This is a genomic window from Rossellomorea sp. QJM3NY_18 (genome assembly GCF_056173145.1).
Genome location: NZ_CM149659.1, coordinates 1,263,324 through 1,279,375, shown reverse-complemented (window position 1 = coordinate 1,279,375; position 16,052 = coordinate 1,263,324). Strand labels below are relative to the sequence as shown.

Below are 16,052 nucleotides of genomic sequence, written 5' to 3'. Positions count from 1 at the left end.
TAAACTTGTTCCCTTTATGCATCTTTTGGGATTGACCGTTTTGTGACAATTTTATAATAAAAAAATAGAGAGAAAATAACCTCTCTACTTTTTCCATATCATATTTCCAGTAAGTCCTTCGTCACCCGCCTGATGATTTCCGGCAGTACGGAGAACGTATAGGGTTTATACACTCTTTCGGTCCACTGATGACCATCTTTCCCGTAGACTCCTATATTAATGGAGGGGATGTTCAGCTTTCTGATCAAGTCGATGGGCACCGGATACAGGTGATCGATGAGGGGCAGATTCTTCTTGAACACTTCAATATCTTCATCTTCTTCATGAAGAGAAAGAAAGCTGCCATCTGCGAGATAAGGGAAAAACCGTTTGATGACGAATTCTTCGCCTGTCTCATTGGATATATCTTCTAAGCAGGTTCCGAGCACCTCTCTCACCTTTTTGCCGTACTCATTTTCCTCATTCACAAAATTATGTGGTAGAAAAGGAGGAGCGAAGAACAGGATGACTCTTGGTGTCCGGTCGGGATCAAGATGCTGCAGGGCTTCCACCATCGTATAAGCAATCGTCCGCCTGTCCTCCCCTTCCATATCATGAAAGATTTTCTTCATGACAGGGTCCGGATCTAAGCCCCTTTCTTTCAGCCAGAATATATACTCCCTTAATGTAAGGACTTCAACTTCCCATGAAAATTCCCGTTCAGGGAATCCGTGATAATTCCGGTACTGTTCAAACTGCTTTTTGCTTCGCTCTTCCATTTCACTTACTACCTTCAAGGCGACCTTTTTCATATCGTACAGCACTTCCCGAGCCGTTCTTTCATATACAAAATAGTTGAAATAAAGAGAAGCGCTGAGAGGAGTCTGAACATTATACGTATGCTTATCATCTTTAAAATAGAGACATGAAGGCGGCAGGGTGAATTCACCCGGAATATCCTCCAAATAGGCAAGATTCTGATTGATTTCGAGATTGATCTTGGAAGCAATCACGGTCGGATCAATCGAAGTCAGGACATCCCCGACATGCGCTTCCCTTCCATATATATAGAAACTTGGCAGAAGCTTTCCAGCCGCTCCGGTATAGATGTATCGTTTACAATCACCGTCATAAATAGGCGAAATGAAATCCGTATTGATCGCTGCCAAATAGTCCATTCCTTCGTTTTTCAAGCGGTGGAGATCACTTAAAGCCGCAATCATCCCGGCATGCTCACTTTCTTCATCCCCATTGAAGAGGTAGAGTAAATTCCCACCCGGCTGTTTTTCACCTGTATGATATAAAAGATTCGCTAAATGGACGGCGATCCCGCTCTGCATATCCAAGGCGCCCCTCCCGAACAGCCAGTTCCCTGAAAGCGCATCTTCCTTTACCTTTTCTTCCCCTTCATAATCCATGAAGTACTTCTGCAGGAAGTCCGGATCATGGGCCATATCCTGGAGGGCTCCATAATCGTCGGTCCCCACCGTATCGTAATGGGCATGAAATACGACGGTTTTAGAGGCCGTCCCTTTCACAAGGGCAAAAACGTTCTTCCTTCCAATCGGATCGTTAGGGACTTCCTGGAGCCAGACTCTATCGGGATGATGCTTGAAATATGGGAACGAAGAGATCAGCTTATATATAAATAGAGCTTTCTCACTTTCTCCGATTGTACCGTTATAACTTTTCAGAGCGATTAAAGATCGTGTGATGAGTTCAATTTGTTCAGAAGTTGACTTATTTTTCAGTTGAGTATACATAGTACCGCCCCTTTCTTAAAGAAATATGAGCCTATGCGTGGTAAATCGTTCAATGCATGGGCATTATAGAAACTGATTCCTCTATAATTGATAACATCTTATCGAAAAAGGATGGGGTTTGGAAGGGGTTTCAAGATATTTTCTTAAAAATAATTCGGTACTTCCTATTGAAATTCGTTCTATTACCGAATATTATAGAAGTTGTGTGTTTTTAATGTTCGTTTTTATTGGAGGTTTTACGATGTTTAAATTAAAGGAACACGGCACGGATCCTAAAACGGAAATACTTGCCGGGATCACAACATTCCTGACAATGGTGTACATAGTGGTTGTGAATCCCATCATCTTATCCGATGCAGGAGTCCCGTTTGATCAGGTATTTTTAGCAACCATCATTTCGGCCGTTGCCGGTACGTTATGGATGGCATTGTTTGCAAATTACCCGATCGCCATTGCTCCTGGCATGGGATTGAATGCTTATTTTACTTACTCAGTGGTCGGTGCACATGATGACATTTCATATATTGTTGCATTCTCTGCCGTTTTCGTAGCAGGTATCGTCTTCATCCTGCTCTCATTGACACCTTTACGAAAAAAATTGATCGAAGCCATTCCTCAAAATCTGAAGCATGGAATTACAGCAGGAATCGGTTTATTCATTGCCTTTATCGGTTTGCGTCTGACAGGTTTGATCCAGGCACATCCGACAAATTTAGTACAGCTGGGGGATCTTCATTCCCATTCAGCACTTCTTGCATTGACCGGATTGGCTGTAACCCTGATTCTCATGGTCCTGAATGTCCATGGTGCCCTATTCATCGGTATGATTGTGACTGGATTGATTGCGTACTTTACAGGGGATTTATCCTTTAAAGAAGGATTTGTGGCCATTCCCCATCTTCCTGAAGGACTGATGGTGGCAAACCCGTTAACGGCTTTTGCTGACGTCTTCCAGTATGGATTATATGCTGTCGTCTTCTCATTTTTGCTTGTCACCATCTTTGACACAACGGGAACGATGATCGGAGTGGCACAGCAGGCAGGCCTGATGAAGGGAAACACTCTTCCGAGAGCCCGCCAGGCACTGCTGGCCGATTCCATCGCGACCACGATCGGTGCGATGTTCGGTACAAGCCCGACATCCGCATATATCGAGTCTTCGGCAGGTGTTTCGGCAGGGGGAAGAACGGGATTAACTACCTTGACCGTATCGATCCTGTTCATCGCTTCCGCCTTTTTCGGACCATTGGTCAGTTCCGTGTCAGGGATCTCAGCCATTACGGCTCCTGCCCTTATCATCGTGGGCAGCCTGATGATGGGCAGCATCTCTCAAATTAAATGGGATCAGTTGGATGAAGCCTTCCCAGCATTCCTCATCATCCTGAGCATGCCCTTAACATCCAGCATCGCAACGGGGATTGCACTGGGATTCATTTCTTATCCTTTACTTAAAGTAGTGAAAGGACAATGGAAACAAGTCCATCCTCTTGTTTATATCTTTGCTGTCCTGTTCTTCTATCAGCTGGCATTCCTGCCTCATTAATTTATAATAGAACTTTTAAGACCGTTCACAGTGAACGGTCTTTTTTTATGGGCTGCGATTATATTCTTGCTACACTCTCGAGATTTCTATCTTGGAATGTTAAACAGTATACATCCGGCATCTCAAGCTCTCTCCAGAATTCCACACCATATTTCCCATCAAAATAATTCATGATCAGGACCATAATATTTCCGTGGGTTCCAATCACCACGTTTTTACCATTATATTCTTTCAATATTTTAAATATCCCATGTACCCCCCTCTTTTGAGCGGTAAGGTTCGACTCTCCCCCTTCTAATGAAAGGGACGGATCTGCCCAAACCGATGAAATGGCTTCCTGTAAATTTTTCACGGGTACTGATGATAGAGTGCGTTCTCTCATCTCTTCTACTAATTCGATTTCCTGATTGATATGTCGGGCTATACCTTCTACTGTTTCCATGGCTCTTTTATAAGGACTGGAACAAACGACATCAATCTTTTCTTTTTTTAGTCGTCCGGTCACATTGAGTGCATCCCGTCTTCCTTTTTCAGACAATGGCCTCGTACGCTCTTCAGAGGTATAAATCGAGTGGGCATGCCTGACCAGATATAATTTAGTCACGTTCATACACGTTCACTCCTTTCTCTTTGCCACCATAAATAGGACCGCTCTGTTTGAACAGCCCCTGACTATTCGATATGTACTACAACATTAAGTTACTCGGGTATGAACTCCATCAACCAGGAATCATGGTATACCCCTTCATGAAGCTCATGCTCCCGCAATATTCTTGCTTTACTATATCCACATTTTTCATAACAACGGATCGCTCTCGTGTTCCATGTCATCGGGTCCATCACGAGGCGGTGGACTCCCTCCTTCTGAAGCAGGTACTCCACCACAGCACGGATAAGCTGTGTTCCGACTCCTTTATTCCAATACCCTCCCTCCCCGATGAATTGATCCGTACCGTAAATCACTTCATCCAGATTCGTATAGCCGTAGCGTATCATCGTCTCATGATCGAGCTGATAATATTGGAGATAACCAATTTCAATTCCTTCATACTCAACAAGACAACTCATGACACCCCTATCCGAGAAGAATTTCTCCTCCACCATCTCGGGGGTGAAAGGACGGTCCCTTCCTTCATAAAATTCCAGGACCACGGGATCCGATAACCACCTTGAGAGCGTATACTTATCCCCATCCACTAACGGACGGACATTCAACTCCCCACTCTTCACATTCATACACCAACACCTCCATAAACAAACCTCTTCCTATATACATTCATCAGAGCCAATAAAAAAACCTTCTTTTTAGAGGGACGGACCTTGATTCCTAGGACCAGGTCCTAGAAATCAAGGTCCGTCCCTCTCCGATAACTTCGACACATTTGTGAACAATTTCACAAATGTGTCTGATATGATACGTTTATCAATAGAATATCAGTGCAAAACATGTTATGATCTATTTGTGAATAACTTCACAATATTAGCAGTTTCAATCCAATCCTCCCCTCGAATCATCAGGGACGCATGTTACCAATCGCAAGGACAAATTATAAAAGAATAGGTGATGACGTATGACAATCAAATGCACAAACAAAATAGCTTTAATCGGTACAGGATTTGTCGGTTCCAGTTATGCCTTCGCTCTTCTCAATCAAGGAATCGCCCATGAGCTTGTGATGATCGACCTGAATAAGGAGAAAGCCGACGGAGATGCACGTGATTTAAATCACGGTCTTGCCTTTGCTTCCCCGATGAAGATTTCAGCAGGAGATTATCGTGATTGTAAAGACGCTGATTTGGTCGTCATCACAGCCGGAGCAAATCAAGCGCCTGGTGAAACCAGATTGGACCTCGTAGAGAAAAATGTGAAGATTTTCAAAAACATCGTAGACTCCGTCATGAAAAGTGGTTTCAACGGAATCTTCCTTGTCGCGACGAATCCTGTCGACATCTTAACCTATGCCACGTGGAAATTCTCCGGCCTGCCGAAAGAGAGAGTCATCGGCTCCGGGACAATACTCGATACAGCCAGACTCCGCTACTTGGTTGGTCAGCACTTCGATATTGATACTCGAAATATCCACGCCTATATCATGGGGGAACATGGTGACACGGAGTTCCCGGTTTGGAGCCATACGACGGTTGGTGCAAGTCAGTTGAATGAACTGATTGATATGGAGCAGGAGAACGTCCAGAAAGAACTGGATGACATTTTTGTCAATGTAAGGGACGCAGCCTATCACATCATCGAACGAAAAGGGGCAACGTATTACGGAATCGCCATGGGACTTGCCCGGATTACTAAAGCCATCTTCAATAATGAAAACAGCATCCTGACCGTTTCTGCCCTTCTCGAAGGAGAGTATCAGGAACAGGACATGTATATCGGCGTACCGGCCATCATCAATCGGGATGGGATCCGAAAGGTTGTCGAACTTCCGTTGAATGAAAAAGAAAAGGCCCAGTTCTCCCATTCTGCACAAACATTGAAAAACGTCATGAAAAAAGCGCTGGAAACTTGATTCACCACCTTTTCCAAGCAGATTAGACACGCACGCCCACTCCCCCTCCTCATAAGATAAAGAGAATTCTTTATGAGGAGGTTCTTCTATGTACGATCACAGACAACTATTCCCCGGCTTGCCCGGTGGCGGATCCGGCGGCGGATTTCCTGGTTTTCCTGGGGGAGGACAGGGTTCCGGTGGAGGCTTCCCAGGCATACCTGGATTTCCAGGCGGCGGTGGAGGTTCTGGTGGCGGCGGCTTCCCAGGTATTCCGGGTTTTCCCGGTGGAGGCCAAGGGGCACCAAGCTCACCACCCCCTTCAGGCGGGCAGGGCGGACAAAACCAACCACCACCCGGTCCACCACCGAACTTCCAACCACAAAAAACGGCATTTCAAGGAACGCAGGGTGGACCGAGCACCTTCGCAGTCGACCCGGGTGCCATCAGAAGATGCTTATTCCGATATACCTATATATGGTTAAGAAGAGATGCTTTCTGGTTCTATCCAGTGTTTGTCGGGCGCCGTTCCATTGCCGGATGGAGATGGATCGGATTCACATGGGTGTACTTCGGCATCGATTTGGATAAAATTGAATCCTTTACGTGCGTGTAGGTGGGGCCATGTACTCCTATCCGTACTATCGAACCAATCAATCGAATGGCATTATAACCGTGAGCGGGGAACATACATTATATGTGGATCCGGATCAGGCTCTTGTATCGATTGGAATCGTTACGAATGATAAAGAGCTTGAAGCTGCCCAAAACGAGAACCAGCAACTTTCCAGGTCGGTCGTTCAATCCCTATTAAATAACGGGGTGCGCCGCCAGGATATCCAGACGTCCACCTACCAAGTACTTCCACAGTACCAATTTGAGGATGGAAAACAAACGTTCACCGGTTATGAAGTTCGACAAGTATTCAAGGTCACTGTTAGGTCGATTGAAAAAGTCGGGAAAATCATTGATGATGCCATAAAGAGCGGGGCCAATCGTGTGGAAAACATTCAATTCATTCAGTCTAACCCCATCGAGTCCTACCAGCAGGCTCTCGCCCTAGCCTATCAAGAGGCGTATCAAAAGGCACTCACATTATCAGGCCAATCAAATCAACAGCTTAATCCGCAGCCCAAATCCATTACGGAACAATCCCGGCCCACAGCCGTTCCCTTCATGAACACCGCCTATTTAAAAGCAGCCGACGAAAGTACGGCCGTTCAGCCCGGACAGATAGCCGTCACAGCCATCATCACAGTAGAATTCAGGACCCATTAAAAAAACTGCCAAAGTAGATTCCTACTGAGGCAGTTTTTTAAAACCGAGGGACGGACCTATAGGTGAATGAAGGCATATTGCATCAACTACCAAATAGGCGGGTAAGAAAGAATTGCGTAATTTCGGCCTATTCACCGAGCGACTTCGATTTCCGGCCGCAGGCTTCCATAGCCGATAATACAGCCCCCTTGAACTGGTGTTTCTCTAAGGTCGCCACTGCTTCAATCGTTGCTCCCCCGGGTGAACAGACGCCATCTTTCAGCTCTCCGGGATGGGTGCCCGTTTCAAGGACCATTTTCGCAGCCCCAAGCACAGCCTGTGATGCCAGCTGATAGGCAAGACTCCTCGGGATTCCCTGGAGGACGGCTCCATCGGCGAGTGCTTCAATGAACATAAACACGTAGGCAGGAGAGGATCCGCTCACAGCCGGTATCGCATCCATCAAGCTTTCTTCGATCTTTTCCGCCTTTCCGAAGCTTTCAAGGATTGCCTGTACATGTTCTAAGTCGGTTTCTGTTATTTCTTCATTCACACAATATGCGGTCATTCCTTCGCCCACAAGACTCGGAGTATTCGGCATCGTCCGTACGATTTTGGCAGTAGGGGAAATCTGCTCTTCCATCCATTCGATCGTGATGCCAGCGGCAATCGTAATGATGATGCTGTCTTTTTTCAAGGAATCTTTGATCGATGCGATCAGCTCCTTGTATTGATCCGGTTTCACCGCAAGGAACACAATATCTGAAATGGCTGCTACATCCAGATTGTCATCCGTCGCCTTCACTCCAAATTTCTCTCTGACCATATCCAGGGTTTCTGGAGTCCTAGCACTCGCACGAACAGAGTGTCTGTCCACCAGCCCGGACTTCAAAATCCCTCCCATGATGGCCTGCGCCATATTTCCGCATCCTATAAATCCAATGGTTTTATCCATTTCTTTCACCTCTCGATTTTATGTAAACAGTCTTTAGCATCATACCAAACTTTCACTCCTATTAAAATGTTTCACCTCTTCACTTTAAAAAGGCTCAGGGAGACCACTCCTCCCTGAGCCTTTCCATCATTCCACCAGCTTCCCGCAATGGGGGCACAGGGATTTAGAATAATCCTTTGGAATCTTTTTATGACAATGACTGCACGTTTTCACATACACCGGCTTCTCGAACAAGTCTTCCGACATGCCGTATCCACTCTTGAAGGTCACCCTCATCACCCTGACCAATAACCCGATGATGCCCCCGGTAATCAGTAAAGCCCAAATCATCTTCTACGGACTTCACGAAGGATCTTCTCATAATCTAGTTGAACGATTGGTTCATCCTCATGTAATCTCTCCCTGATTTGGGACAACAATGCACCCTCACCTTCCGATAGATTCTCAAGATCCCATTTTTTATGGAAGACAGCGTATAGAGTCAGATCCCTGAGAAGCAGGAAATGCGGGATGCGCTTGACCCATTCGTCATCGATGTCACACTCCGTCAAATATCCATGAAGAAACGCGATGAGGAATCTTTCCCCGAACCCACTCCGGGTTTCGAGTGTCTCATTCCGGAACTTCCACCATACCGAATAATAGAGGGGGATGGCCACGTCACTTACAAAAAAGAATTGTGTACTGTCATCAAAGTCGAAAACATGGAGATCCCCATCGTGATAAAAGAAGTTGCCTGGATGAATGTCCGAATGGATGAGTCCAAACGAATCACGTGTCTCCTTAAATCCTCTGATCGTTTCCTTATTTTGATTTCCTTTACTAATAATGTCCCTGTCTTCATGACTCGTCAAATATTTACCGTAATCCAGCACATCATCTTGATCCCAGCGGTCACGCCCGGCTTCATCCTGCACATATCCCTTCGTTACCCGGTGCATATGACCGGTGAGTTTCCCCCATTTATAAAAAAGCTCATCATTAAATAAGGGGTCATTCACCTTCACAGGCCCTCCAGAAGCTTTGTCAAAAAGACAGACAAAAAAATACGTTTCACCTGACTCTATGACTTCCACAAGATTCCCTTGGTCAGAGTCATTCACGAGTGAAACATTCACTCCATGTGTATGTAAATAATTGATCCATTTCAACTCCGCTTCCACTTCCCCTCTGGAACGGTGTGAACTGTGGGTAAGACGCAGAATATAAGGGGTTCCTTCTCTATGAACCTCGTATACATAGTTTTCAAAGTCACCAAGTTTTTTTGCCCCTGCCGTGTCACAGCTGAAACGCGATGCCGCTTCCTTTAACAGATCCTCTGTAAATAGTTCTTCAATCCACTTTTCCATTCTTCCTTCACCTACTCTATAACTTTATTTGGTTCTTTCCGTAAGAAGTGCCACAATAAATTCCATTTTCCCCTCTCCCTTCCCCATACTTATACGACTCAGGAAGGGGAGAACCCTTTTTCCATCGACAAAAAAAGCCGTTGAGTCCCACTCAACAGCCATTGGTGTTCATTCATGCGCTTATCTATCCGCAGGAAATACCAATCCGATCTGTTTCCTCGCCTTATCCATCACCCTGGCGCTCAGGAGGGAATGATCATACGAATTGATCAGAGATTCGAACTTTCCCCCTGATGTAATGATAGAAACAAATTCCTGGATTTCATAATACATCGGCGGATGATCCTCTTGTTGAGTATAGGTACGGGTTTCTCCGTTTCGATAATAAAACGTTATGGTACTGAAATCTCCAATTTTATCGATGGTGACCGTTCCTTCCTCGCCTTGGATTTCAGTCGGGATATGAGTGTCCGAGATTTTGGAGAAGGCTGCTGCTATATCCATTTGTTCATACTTCATGATGACACTGCCTGATCCGTCGACACCTGATTCAAGCATGAACGCATCGGCCTTTATGTTATTTGGTTCCCCAAACAGGACAATCATGGGATAAATGCAATATACGCCCAAGTCCATCAGGGCACCATTGGAAAAAGCGGGATTGAATGCATTCAGGACCGTCCCATCTTTATACGCGTCGTATCGGGAAGAATACTTACAACAGCTGACATTGACTTTCCGAATGGTCCCGATGGTGTGCAGCTTCTCTCTAAGCAACTGAAAATTGGGCAGGAAAGTGGTCCTGACCGCTTCCATGAGTAGTACATTGTTCTCCTTGGCAGCAGCAATCATCTCTTGAGCTTCCCTCTCATTGGAAGCTAACGGTTTCTCACATAATACGTGGATGCCTTTATTTAAAAAAGTGATGGCCTGACTGCAGTGTAAGGAATTGGGACTGGCTATGTATACGGCGTCGATATGATTCTTACTTGCCATCTCATCTATATCCGTGAACCAGTCCCTGATCCCATGGGTTTCAGCGAATGCCTTTGCCCTCACTTCGGCCCTAGAGTAAACCGCTTTTAATTGAAAGTCATCCACGCCTTCTGACGCTTGTATAAAACGGTCAGTGATCCAGTTGGTTCCGATGATTCCGAATCTAATCATATGATCTCTCCTTCTTTCATTCATGTATATTCTAGTATAGAATGCTAAGTAAAACGATGACTACGTTAGAAAGGGGCAATGCAGTGGACAGCCTGGAAAAGAAATTGGCCGGTGAAAAAGCAGCAGAATATATACAAGACGGAATGACGATCGGATTAGGTACCGGCTCAACCGTTTATTGGACGATTCATAAATTGGGGGAACTTGTCTCTCAAGGTTTACAAATCAAGGCAATCCCCTCTTCAGTGGAAACAGAGCGCTTGGCAAAAAAGGCCGGTATTCCATTAACCACCTTCTCTGAAGTGAACATGTTGGACCTTTCGATTGATGGAGCCGATGAAGTGGATGCCATGTTCAACTTGATAAAAGGGGGAGGCGGGGCATTGGTAAGGGAGAAGTTCATTGATACGTTCACCCGCAAGTTCATCATTGTCGTGGACGAGTCCAAATTGGTCTCAAAGCTTGGCTCCTTTCCCCTCCCTGTTGAGGTCATCCCCTTCGGATGGGAAGTGACATGCCAATCACTAGCTGAATTAGGTTGTACCCCGGTTCTAAGAAAAAGAAATGATGGACGATTTATATCCGATAACGGAAACTATATCGTGGATTGTCATTTCAGAGGCATTGATGACCCTGCCTCCCTTCACTCCCAATTAAAACAATTATTAGGTGTCGTGGAAACAGGTCTTTTTATTGACTTGACCGACCTGATGATTGTCGGCAAACGAGATGGCGTGGAGGTTGTCTCACCTCATAAGAATCTCACATGACGTCACTCAGCACAAAAGCCAACCTTATTGGTTGGCTTTTTGGAATTCCATGTCTTTTTCTCTCATCAAATACTGAAGTGCTGTGCGGAATGTCAGGAAAGTTTTGATCCCTTCAAGCTCCCTCACTCCTGAATTGATCATGATTTGTGTAAGAGAAGGAGTAAATCCGACAAAAAGAGTTTCGATTCCCATTAACCCGATGGCCTTCGTCAAGTTATGGATATAGGTGCCAAAGATATCAATTTCCCCGATTTCTTTTTCTGATATCGCTGAGAAATCTATAATGATGGTGTTAATATCCCCTCCATAAGAGACATCCAATATCTTTGTCATGATTTTTTCAAAGCGTTCCGGACTTAGCCTGCCTGTAATGGGAATCAGGATGGTTTCAGGAACGATGGATGGAATAATAGGTGCTGAAATTTCCATGATGAGCTGCTCTGATTGAACCAGCTGTTCTTTCAATTCTTTGATTTCCTGCTTTAATTGATTAATTTCTTGACTTTCGCTTGTCATGACAACCCTCACCACTTATAGAATGTTTTTTAAAGTACCTTTCTCTATTCTAGCACTTTGCATACAGAATAACCTAATAATTTCATATGTTAGGAGATAAATAGATGACAGTGAAAAACCAGCCTCGTCGGCTGGTTTTTCTCACGCGAATGCTTTTTCCTGCTCCTTGTGGAAGAAACTCTTCATGGCATGGAATACATCGGCTTTTTGTTTAAGGATGTAGTAGCGGAAATCGTCGTTCTTTATATTTTTATAGGCTGACATTAATGTAGAGTGACGATTATACTGATTCACTTCCCCATATCCAAACATGCTGGAGACTTTCATTAATTCTTCGACAAGCTTGACACAACGCACATTATCACTCGTCAGGTTATCCCCATCGGAGAAATGGAAAGGATAAATATTGTAACGGCTTGGAGAATACTTTCCATCGATGAGCTCAAGGGCTTTTCGATAGGCGGATGAACAGATCGTGCCCCCGCTTTCCCCTTTCGAGAAGAAGTGCTCTTCTGACACCACCTTGGCTTCGGTATGATGAGCGATGAATTCGATTTCCACGGTTTCATATTTCGTGCGCAAGAATCGGGTCATCCAGAAAAAGAAGCTTCTTGCCATATACTTCTCCCAAACTCCCATACTTCCGCTCGTATCCATCATCGCGAGGACAACGGCTTTGGATTCCGGCTTCAATACTTCGTTCCACGTCCTGAACTTCAGATCTTCTGTAAAGATCGGATGGAAGCTTGGTGCTCCTTTCATGGCATTTCGTTTGAAGGCAGACATCATTGTCTTCTTTTTATCTATATTTCCCATTAGGCCAGTTTTACGGATATCATTGAATTCAATATGCTCGACGGTTTGGACATCCTGCTCTTTCTTCTTCAGGTTCGGAAGCTCCAATTGGCTGAATAAGGCTTCTTCAATTTCAAGCATTGACACTTCTGCTTCATAATAATCTTCACCGGCTTTGTCTCCGGCCCCTTGACCTTTTCCTGGACCCTGCTGCTGTTGTGAGCCGTCCCTTGCAATGACGTCCCCTACCTTGCTCTCACCGTCTCCCTGCCCGACGTGTTTATTCTTATCATAGTTGTAACGGATTTTATATTCATCTAACGAACGAATCGGGATTTTGACGACGTCACGGCCATTGGACATGACAATGTTTTCTTCTGTGATCAAGTCTGGTAAATTATTGCGGATAGCATCCTGTACTTTCTCTTGATGTCTCTGCTGATCATCGTGACCTTTGCGGTGGAGGGCCCAATCTTCCTTGGAAATGACAAACTGATGATTATCCATTTGACTCAAATTATTCCCCTCCTTAATTTTTTTCACATTTTTTTATTTTTCTGCATACACTATGTTGACTGTCTAAACTGCACGTATCCCATGAAGTGAAACGGGGATTACTCTATCCTATGCAGAAGTATTAATAAATTTACAAATAATTTCGACAATTAACCGTTCTTTACTATTTGGACGAGCCTATTTTTCTGACAGGTTGTAATGCCTGTCCCGAATTGATCGGATTCCAAAAAAAATAATCAGGCACGATCACCTGATTAAGCTTCCTCTTCATATTGAGCCGGGTCTGAAACTCGATTGTGCAACTTTAATTCGCCACTGGAACGTAATTTCTCCATTTGCTTTCCCAGTTTAATGACTTCCTCCATATTGGAAGCCATGCTTCCGTTAAGAGGTTCCGCTTCTTCCCGAGGTTTAGGTGTAAAAGACATCCTATCAACCCACCTTCATTCGATAATGGGTCCGGCTCTCTATTTATAGATTATTATATTCAGAGTTTTCTGTCAACTAATCCTTGTCTTTCTCCTTATATTGAACAGGATCGGGCTGCTTTTTATCCTCTTTCAATTCTTCATTCGTTCTGAGCTTATCCATCTGTTTCCCTAACTGCTCCATTTCTTCCATATCATGTGCCATTGAACCGTTTTCCGGTTCATGATTTTTATCTAATTCGTGTTTGCTTTTACTCATATCTCTTCACCTCTTGGATACTACTTTTCCCTTTAGATGAGAGATTTAAACACCCCGGAAAAAAACCGGGAGATGTCGAAGCACCTCCCGATTGCACTTATATTAACGGTTTAACAGGCTGCCCACATAGCGCAGTAATTCATTGGCGGATGTCGAGTTGTAGCCATGTTCATCGATGAGGCGGGCAACCACTTCGTTGACTTTTTTCAGCTGCTGTTCATCTGGCGTTTTGGATGATGTCGTGATCTTTACAACATCCTTCAAGTCAGCGAATAGCTTCTTCTGAATGGCTTCTCTCAGGCGATCATGTGAATTGTAGTCGAATCGCTTCCCTTTACGGGCATAGGCAGAGATACGGATCAGGATTTCTTCACGGAATGCCTTCTTCGCATTTTCAGAGATTCCGATCTGCTCCTCGATGGAACGCATCAGCTTTTCATCCGGATTGATTTCTTCACCCGTTAACGGATCATGAAGCTTTGCTTTGTTGCAGTAGGCTTCAACATTATCAAGATAGTTATCCATAAGCGTTTTGGCAGACTCTTCATACGAGTACACAAAGGCTTTCTGGACTTCTTTCTTCGCAATATCATCATACTCTTTCCGGGCAAGGGAGATAAAGTTTAAATATTTTTCCCGAAGTTCATTGGTGATCGATGGATGTTGGTCCAGCCCTTCCTTCAAAGCCCGGAGAACATCTAATGCGTTAATGGTCGGTACTTCTTTTCGAATGATGGTAGACGAGATACGGTTGATCACATAACGCGGATCGATACCGCTCATACCTTCATCCTGGTATTCCTTCTTCATTTCATCCACATCTGCAGAATTGAAGCCTTCTACATTTTCTCCATCATACAGGCGCATCTTTTTGATTAAATCGATGTCACCACGCTTCGGTTCCTTCAGCCGGGTCAGGATCGTGAACATCGCTGCGACCCTTAATGTATGAGGAGCCACGTGGACGTTCGAAACATCACTTTCGTTGATCATTTTTTCATATATCTTCTCTTCCTGGGTGACCTTCAAGTTATACGGAACCGGCATGACGATGATACGTGAATGCAGGGCCTCATTCTTTTTATTCGAAATGAAGGATCGATACTCGGTTTCATTTGTGTGAGCCACAATCAATTCGTCAGCAGATATCAGGGCAAACCGGCCAGCTTTGAAGTTCCCTTCCTGGGTAAGAGATAATAAGTGCCATAAGAACTTTTCATCACATTTGAGCATTTCCTGGAATTCCATCAACCCACGGTTCGCTTTATTTAATTCCCCATCAAACCGGTATGCACGAGGATCGGATTCTGAACCAAATTCAGCAATCGTTGAGAAATCGATGCTTCCTGTTAAATCAGCGATATCCTGTGACTTTGGATCTGAGGGACTGAATGTACCAATTCCAACACGTTTATCTTCAGAGAAGAAGACTCTTTCCACTTGGACGTCTTCAATGCGGCCCTGGTATTCTTTCTCCAAACGCATTGTATTCAACGGAGAGAGATTTCCTTCAATGCGGATGCCATACTCTTCATAGAACTCTTCACGTAAATGCTGAGGGATCAAATGCAGCGGGTCTTCATGCATCGGACAGCCTTTAATGGAGAACACTCCTCCTCTTTCAGACCGTGAATACTGCTCGAGTCCCCGTTTCAGCATGGAAACGAGTGTCGATTTCCCTCCACTTACAGGACCCATCAATAATAAAATCCTCTTTCTCACGTCTAATCGTTTCGCAGCAGGATGAAAGTATTCTTCAACGAGTCTTTCCAGCGCCTCTTCTAAGCCAAATAATTGATTGCTGAAGAATTTATACTTCCGTTTCCCCTCGACCTCCTCGACTCCGGCATCTTTAATCATATTAAAGACTCTTGAATGAGCAGACTGCCCGATCCAAGGCTTCTCTTTCAGCAGGTCTAAATACTGAGCAAACGTCCCTTCCCATTTCAGTTTCTCTTCTTCTTCTCGGTAATGTTCAATTCTTTTTAAAATATCCATAAGGACCTCCCCCTGTCGCTTAATGAGAGACGATTAATATAATCTATGCGCTTGTTCACCCGAACATGTTAAGAAGATATTTTAATTAAAGACAAACGGTCGGTATTCGCTTCATTCTTTGTAATAGGGCTTAAATATGAAACGCTTTCTCATCCGACCTTCAAACTTTCACAAAACAGCAAAAAAAATCCAACTTTCGTTCACATCAATTTAAAAATAGGCTATACTAAAGACAGACTGTGAAATATGTTAACTG

General features: G+C 44.4%; 17 protein-coding genes. 5 read left to right on the top strand and 12 right to left on the bottom strand.

Features of this window, described 5'->3' with window-relative positions:
- Positions 1-98: 98 nt before the first annotated feature.
- A complete protein-coding gene (locus AC0VXY_RS06655; RefSeq protein WP_475527350.1) occupies positions 99-1,742 on the bottom strand; it encodes a M20/M25/M40 family metallo-hydrolase in 1,644 nt (547 codons plus the stop codon).
- A 241-nt stretch (positions 1,743-1,983) separates the two neighbouring features.
- Here AC0VXY_RS06655 and AC0VXY_RS06650 point away from each other — a divergent pair, with 241 nt between their 5' ends.
- The gene (locus AC0VXY_RS06650) at positions 1,984-3,285 is read left to right on the top strand and encodes an NCS2 family permease (protein ID WP_435992223.1); all 1,302 of its coding nucleotides are present in this window, start codon (positions 1,984-1,986) and stop codon (positions 3,283-3,285) included.
- A gap of 58 nt (positions 3,286-3,343) precedes the next feature.
- Here the strand turns inward: AC0VXY_RS06650 and AC0VXY_RS06645 are convergent, their stop codons facing one another.
- Together AC0VXY_RS06645 and AC0VXY_RS06640 are read right to left on the bottom strand one after the other, a co-directional pair.
- A complete protein-coding gene (locus AC0VXY_RS06645) occupies positions 3,344-3,889 on the bottom strand; it encodes a histidine phosphatase family protein (RefSeq protein ID WP_475527830.1) in 546 nt (181 codons plus the stop codon).
- A gap of 95 nt (positions 3,890-3,984) precedes the next feature.
- Complete coding sequence (locus AC0VXY_RS06640; RefSeq protein ID WP_475527349.1) at positions 3,985-4,521, bottom strand: GNAT family N-acetyltransferase; 537 nt, start codon at positions 4,519-4,521, stop codon at positions 3,985-3,987.
- 335 nt (positions 4,522-4,856) lie between these two features.
- Here AC0VXY_RS06640 and AC0VXY_RS06635 point away from each other — a divergent pair, with 335 nt between their 5' ends.
- The 3 genes from AC0VXY_RS06635 (at position 4,857) to AC0VXY_RS06625 (ending at position 7,064) form a co-directional block, all read left to right on the top strand.
- A complete protein-coding gene (locus AC0VXY_RS06635) occupies positions 4,857-5,807 on the top strand; it encodes an L-lactate dehydrogenase (RefSeq protein WP_475527348.1) in 951 nt (316 codons plus the stop codon).
- 88 nt (positions 5,808-5,895) lie between these two features.
- Positions 5,896-6,402: a hypothetical protein gene (locus AC0VXY_RS06630; RefSeq protein WP_435992229.1), complete on the top strand. Its 507-nt coding sequence runs from the start codon at positions 5,896-5,898 to the stop codon at positions 6,400-6,402.
- A gap of 8 nt (positions 6,403-6,410) precedes the next feature.
- Entirely contained in the window at positions 6,411-7,064 is a 654-nt protein-coding gene (locus AC0VXY_RS06625) for an SIMPL domain-containing protein (protein ID WP_435992231.1), read from the top strand.
- A 127-nt stretch (positions 7,065-7,191) separates the two neighbouring features.
- On the opposite strand, the gene proC is transcribed toward AC0VXY_RS06625, so the two are convergent.
- The 4 genes from proC to AC0VXY_RS06605 form a co-directional block, all read right to left on the bottom strand.
- Positions 7,192-7,998, bottom strand: a complete 807-nt coding sequence (gene proC, locus AC0VXY_RS06620; protein WP_475527347.1) for a pyrroline-5-carboxylate reductase — start codon at positions 7,996-7,998, stop codon at positions 7,192-7,194.
- 126 nt (positions 7,999-8,124) lie between these two features.
- A complete protein-coding gene (locus tag AC0VXY_RS06615; RefSeq protein WP_435992235.1) occupies positions 8,125-8,328 on the bottom strand; it encodes a hypothetical protein in 204 nt (67 codons plus the stop codon).
- Positions 8,325-9,347 (bottom strand): phosphotransferase enzyme family protein, encoded by a 1,023-nt coding sequence (locus tag AC0VXY_RS06610; protein WP_475527346.1) that lies wholly within the window; start codon positions 9,345-9,347, stop codon positions 8,325-8,327. Before AC0VXY_RS06610 ends, AC0VXY_RS06615 begins: the two co-directional genes overlap by 4 nt.
- Positions 9,348-9,527: 180 nt before the next feature.
- The gene (locus AC0VXY_RS06605; protein WP_475527345.1) at positions 9,528-10,514 is read right to left on the bottom strand and encodes a Gfo/Idh/MocA family protein; all 987 of its coding nucleotides are present in this window, start codon (positions 10,512-10,514) and stop codon (positions 9,528-9,530) included.
- A 56-nt stretch (positions 10,515-10,570) separates the two neighbouring features.
- Here AC0VXY_RS06605 and rpiA point away from each other — a divergent pair, with 56 nt between their 5' ends.
- On the top strand, positions 10,571-11,284 hold the full coding sequence (gene rpiA / locus AC0VXY_RS06600; protein WP_475527344.1) for a ribose-5-phosphate isomerase RpiA: 714 nt from the start codon (positions 10,571-10,573) through the stop codon (positions 11,282-11,284).
- A 24-nt stretch (positions 11,285-11,308) separates the two neighbouring features.
- On the opposite strand, the gene AC0VXY_RS06595 is transcribed toward rpiA, so the two are convergent.
- The 5 genes from AC0VXY_RS06595 to AC0VXY_RS06575 form a co-directional block, all read right to left on the bottom strand.
- Positions 11,309-11,800: an STAS domain-containing protein gene (locus AC0VXY_RS06595; protein WP_435992243.1), complete on the bottom strand. Its 492-nt coding sequence runs from the start codon at positions 11,798-11,800 to the stop codon at positions 11,309-11,311.
- A 141-nt stretch (positions 11,801-11,941) separates the two neighbouring features.
- The gene (gene yhbH, locus AC0VXY_RS06590; protein WP_435994596.1) at positions 11,942-13,102 is read right to left on the bottom strand and encodes a sporulation protein YhbH; all 1,161 of its coding nucleotides are present in this window, start codon (positions 13,100-13,102) and stop codon (positions 11,942-11,944) included.
- 263 nt (positions 13,103-13,365) lie between these two features.
- Positions 13,366-13,539: a multidrug ABC transporter ATPase gene (locus tag AC0VXY_RS06585; RefSeq protein ID WP_435992245.1), complete on the bottom strand. Its 174-nt coding sequence runs from the start codon at positions 13,537-13,539 to the stop codon at positions 13,366-13,368.
- Positions 13,540-13,615: 76 nt separating this feature from the next.
- Positions 13,616-13,798, bottom strand: a complete 183-nt coding sequence (locus AC0VXY_RS06580) for a hypothetical protein (RefSeq protein WP_435992247.1) — start codon at positions 13,796-13,798, stop codon at positions 13,616-13,618.
- Positions 13,799-13,900: 102 nt separating this feature from the next.
- Positions 13,901-15,796, bottom strand: a complete 1,896-nt coding sequence (locus AC0VXY_RS06575; RefSeq protein ID WP_435992249.1) for a PrkA family serine protein kinase — start codon at positions 15,794-15,796, stop codon at positions 13,901-13,903.
- Between the last annotated feature and the right edge of the window lie 256 nt (positions 15,797-16,052).

What these genes read in the sequence shown, in the direction of transcription:
- AC0VXY_RS06610 (WP_475527346.1), bottom strand. Translation starts at nt 9,347, where the DNA reads ATGGAAAAGTGGATTGAAGAACTATTTACAGAGGATCTGTTAAAGGAA.
- AC0VXY_RS06585 (WP_435992245.1), bottom strand. Translation starts at nt 13,539, where the DNA reads ATGTCTTTTACACCTAAACCTCGGGAAGAAGCGGAACCTCTTAACGGA.
- AC0VXY_RS06575 (WP_435992249.1), bottom strand. Translation starts at nt 15,796, where the DNA reads ATGGATATTTTAAAAAGAATTGAACATTACCGAGAAGAAGAAGAGAAA.
- AC0VXY_RS06605 (WP_475527345.1), bottom strand. Translation starts at nt 10,514, where the DNA reads ATGATTAGATTCGGAATCATCGGAACCAACTGGATCACTGACCGTTTT.
- AC0VXY_RS06640 (WP_475527349.1), bottom strand. Translation starts at nt 4,521, where the DNA reads ATGAATGTGAAGAGTGGGGAGTTGAATGTCCGTCCGTTAGTGGATGGG.
- rpiA (WP_475527344.1), top strand. Translation starts at nt 10,571, where the DNA reads ATGACTACGTTAGAAAGGGGCAATGCAGTGGACAGCCTGGAAAAGAAA.
- AC0VXY_RS06580 (WP_435992247.1), bottom strand. Translation starts at nt 13,798, where the DNA reads ATGAGTAAAAGCAAACACGAATTAGATAAAAATCATGAACCGGAAAAC.
- yhbH (WP_435994596.1), bottom strand. Translation starts at nt 13,102, where the DNA reads ATGGATAATCATCAGTTTGTCATTTCCAAGGAAGATTGGGCCCTCCAC.
- AC0VXY_RS06635 (WP_475527348.1), top strand. Translation starts at nt 4,857, where the DNA reads ATGACAATCAAATGCACAAACAAAATAGCTTTAATCGGTACAGGATTT.
- AC0VXY_RS06630 (WP_435992229.1), top strand. Translation starts at nt 5,896, where the DNA reads ATGTACGATCACAGACAACTATTCCCCGGCTTGCCCGGTGGCGGATCC.
- AC0VXY_RS06595 (WP_435992243.1), bottom strand. Translation starts at nt 11,800, where the DNA reads ATGACAAGCGAAAGTCAAGAAATTAATCAATTAAAGCAGGAAATCAAA.
- proC (WP_475527347.1), bottom strand. Translation starts at nt 7,998, where the DNA reads ATGGATAAAACCATTGGATTTATAGGATGCGGAAATATGGCGCAGGCC.
- AC0VXY_RS06625 (WP_435992231.1), top strand. Translation starts at nt 6,411, where the DNA reads ATGTACTCCTATCCGTACTATCGAACCAATCAATCGAATGGCATTATA.
- AC0VXY_RS06650 (WP_435992223.1), top strand. Translation starts at nt 1,984, where the DNA reads ATGTTTAAATTAAAGGAACACGGCACGGATCCTAAAACGGAAATACTT.
- AC0VXY_RS06615 (WP_435992235.1), bottom strand. Translation starts at nt 8,328, where the DNA reads ATGATTTGGGCTTTACTGATTACCGGGGGCATCATCGGGTTATTGGTC.
- AC0VXY_RS06655 (WP_475527350.1), bottom strand. Translation starts at nt 1,742, where the DNA reads ATGTATACTCAACTGAAAAATAAGTCAACTTCTGAACAAATTGAACTC.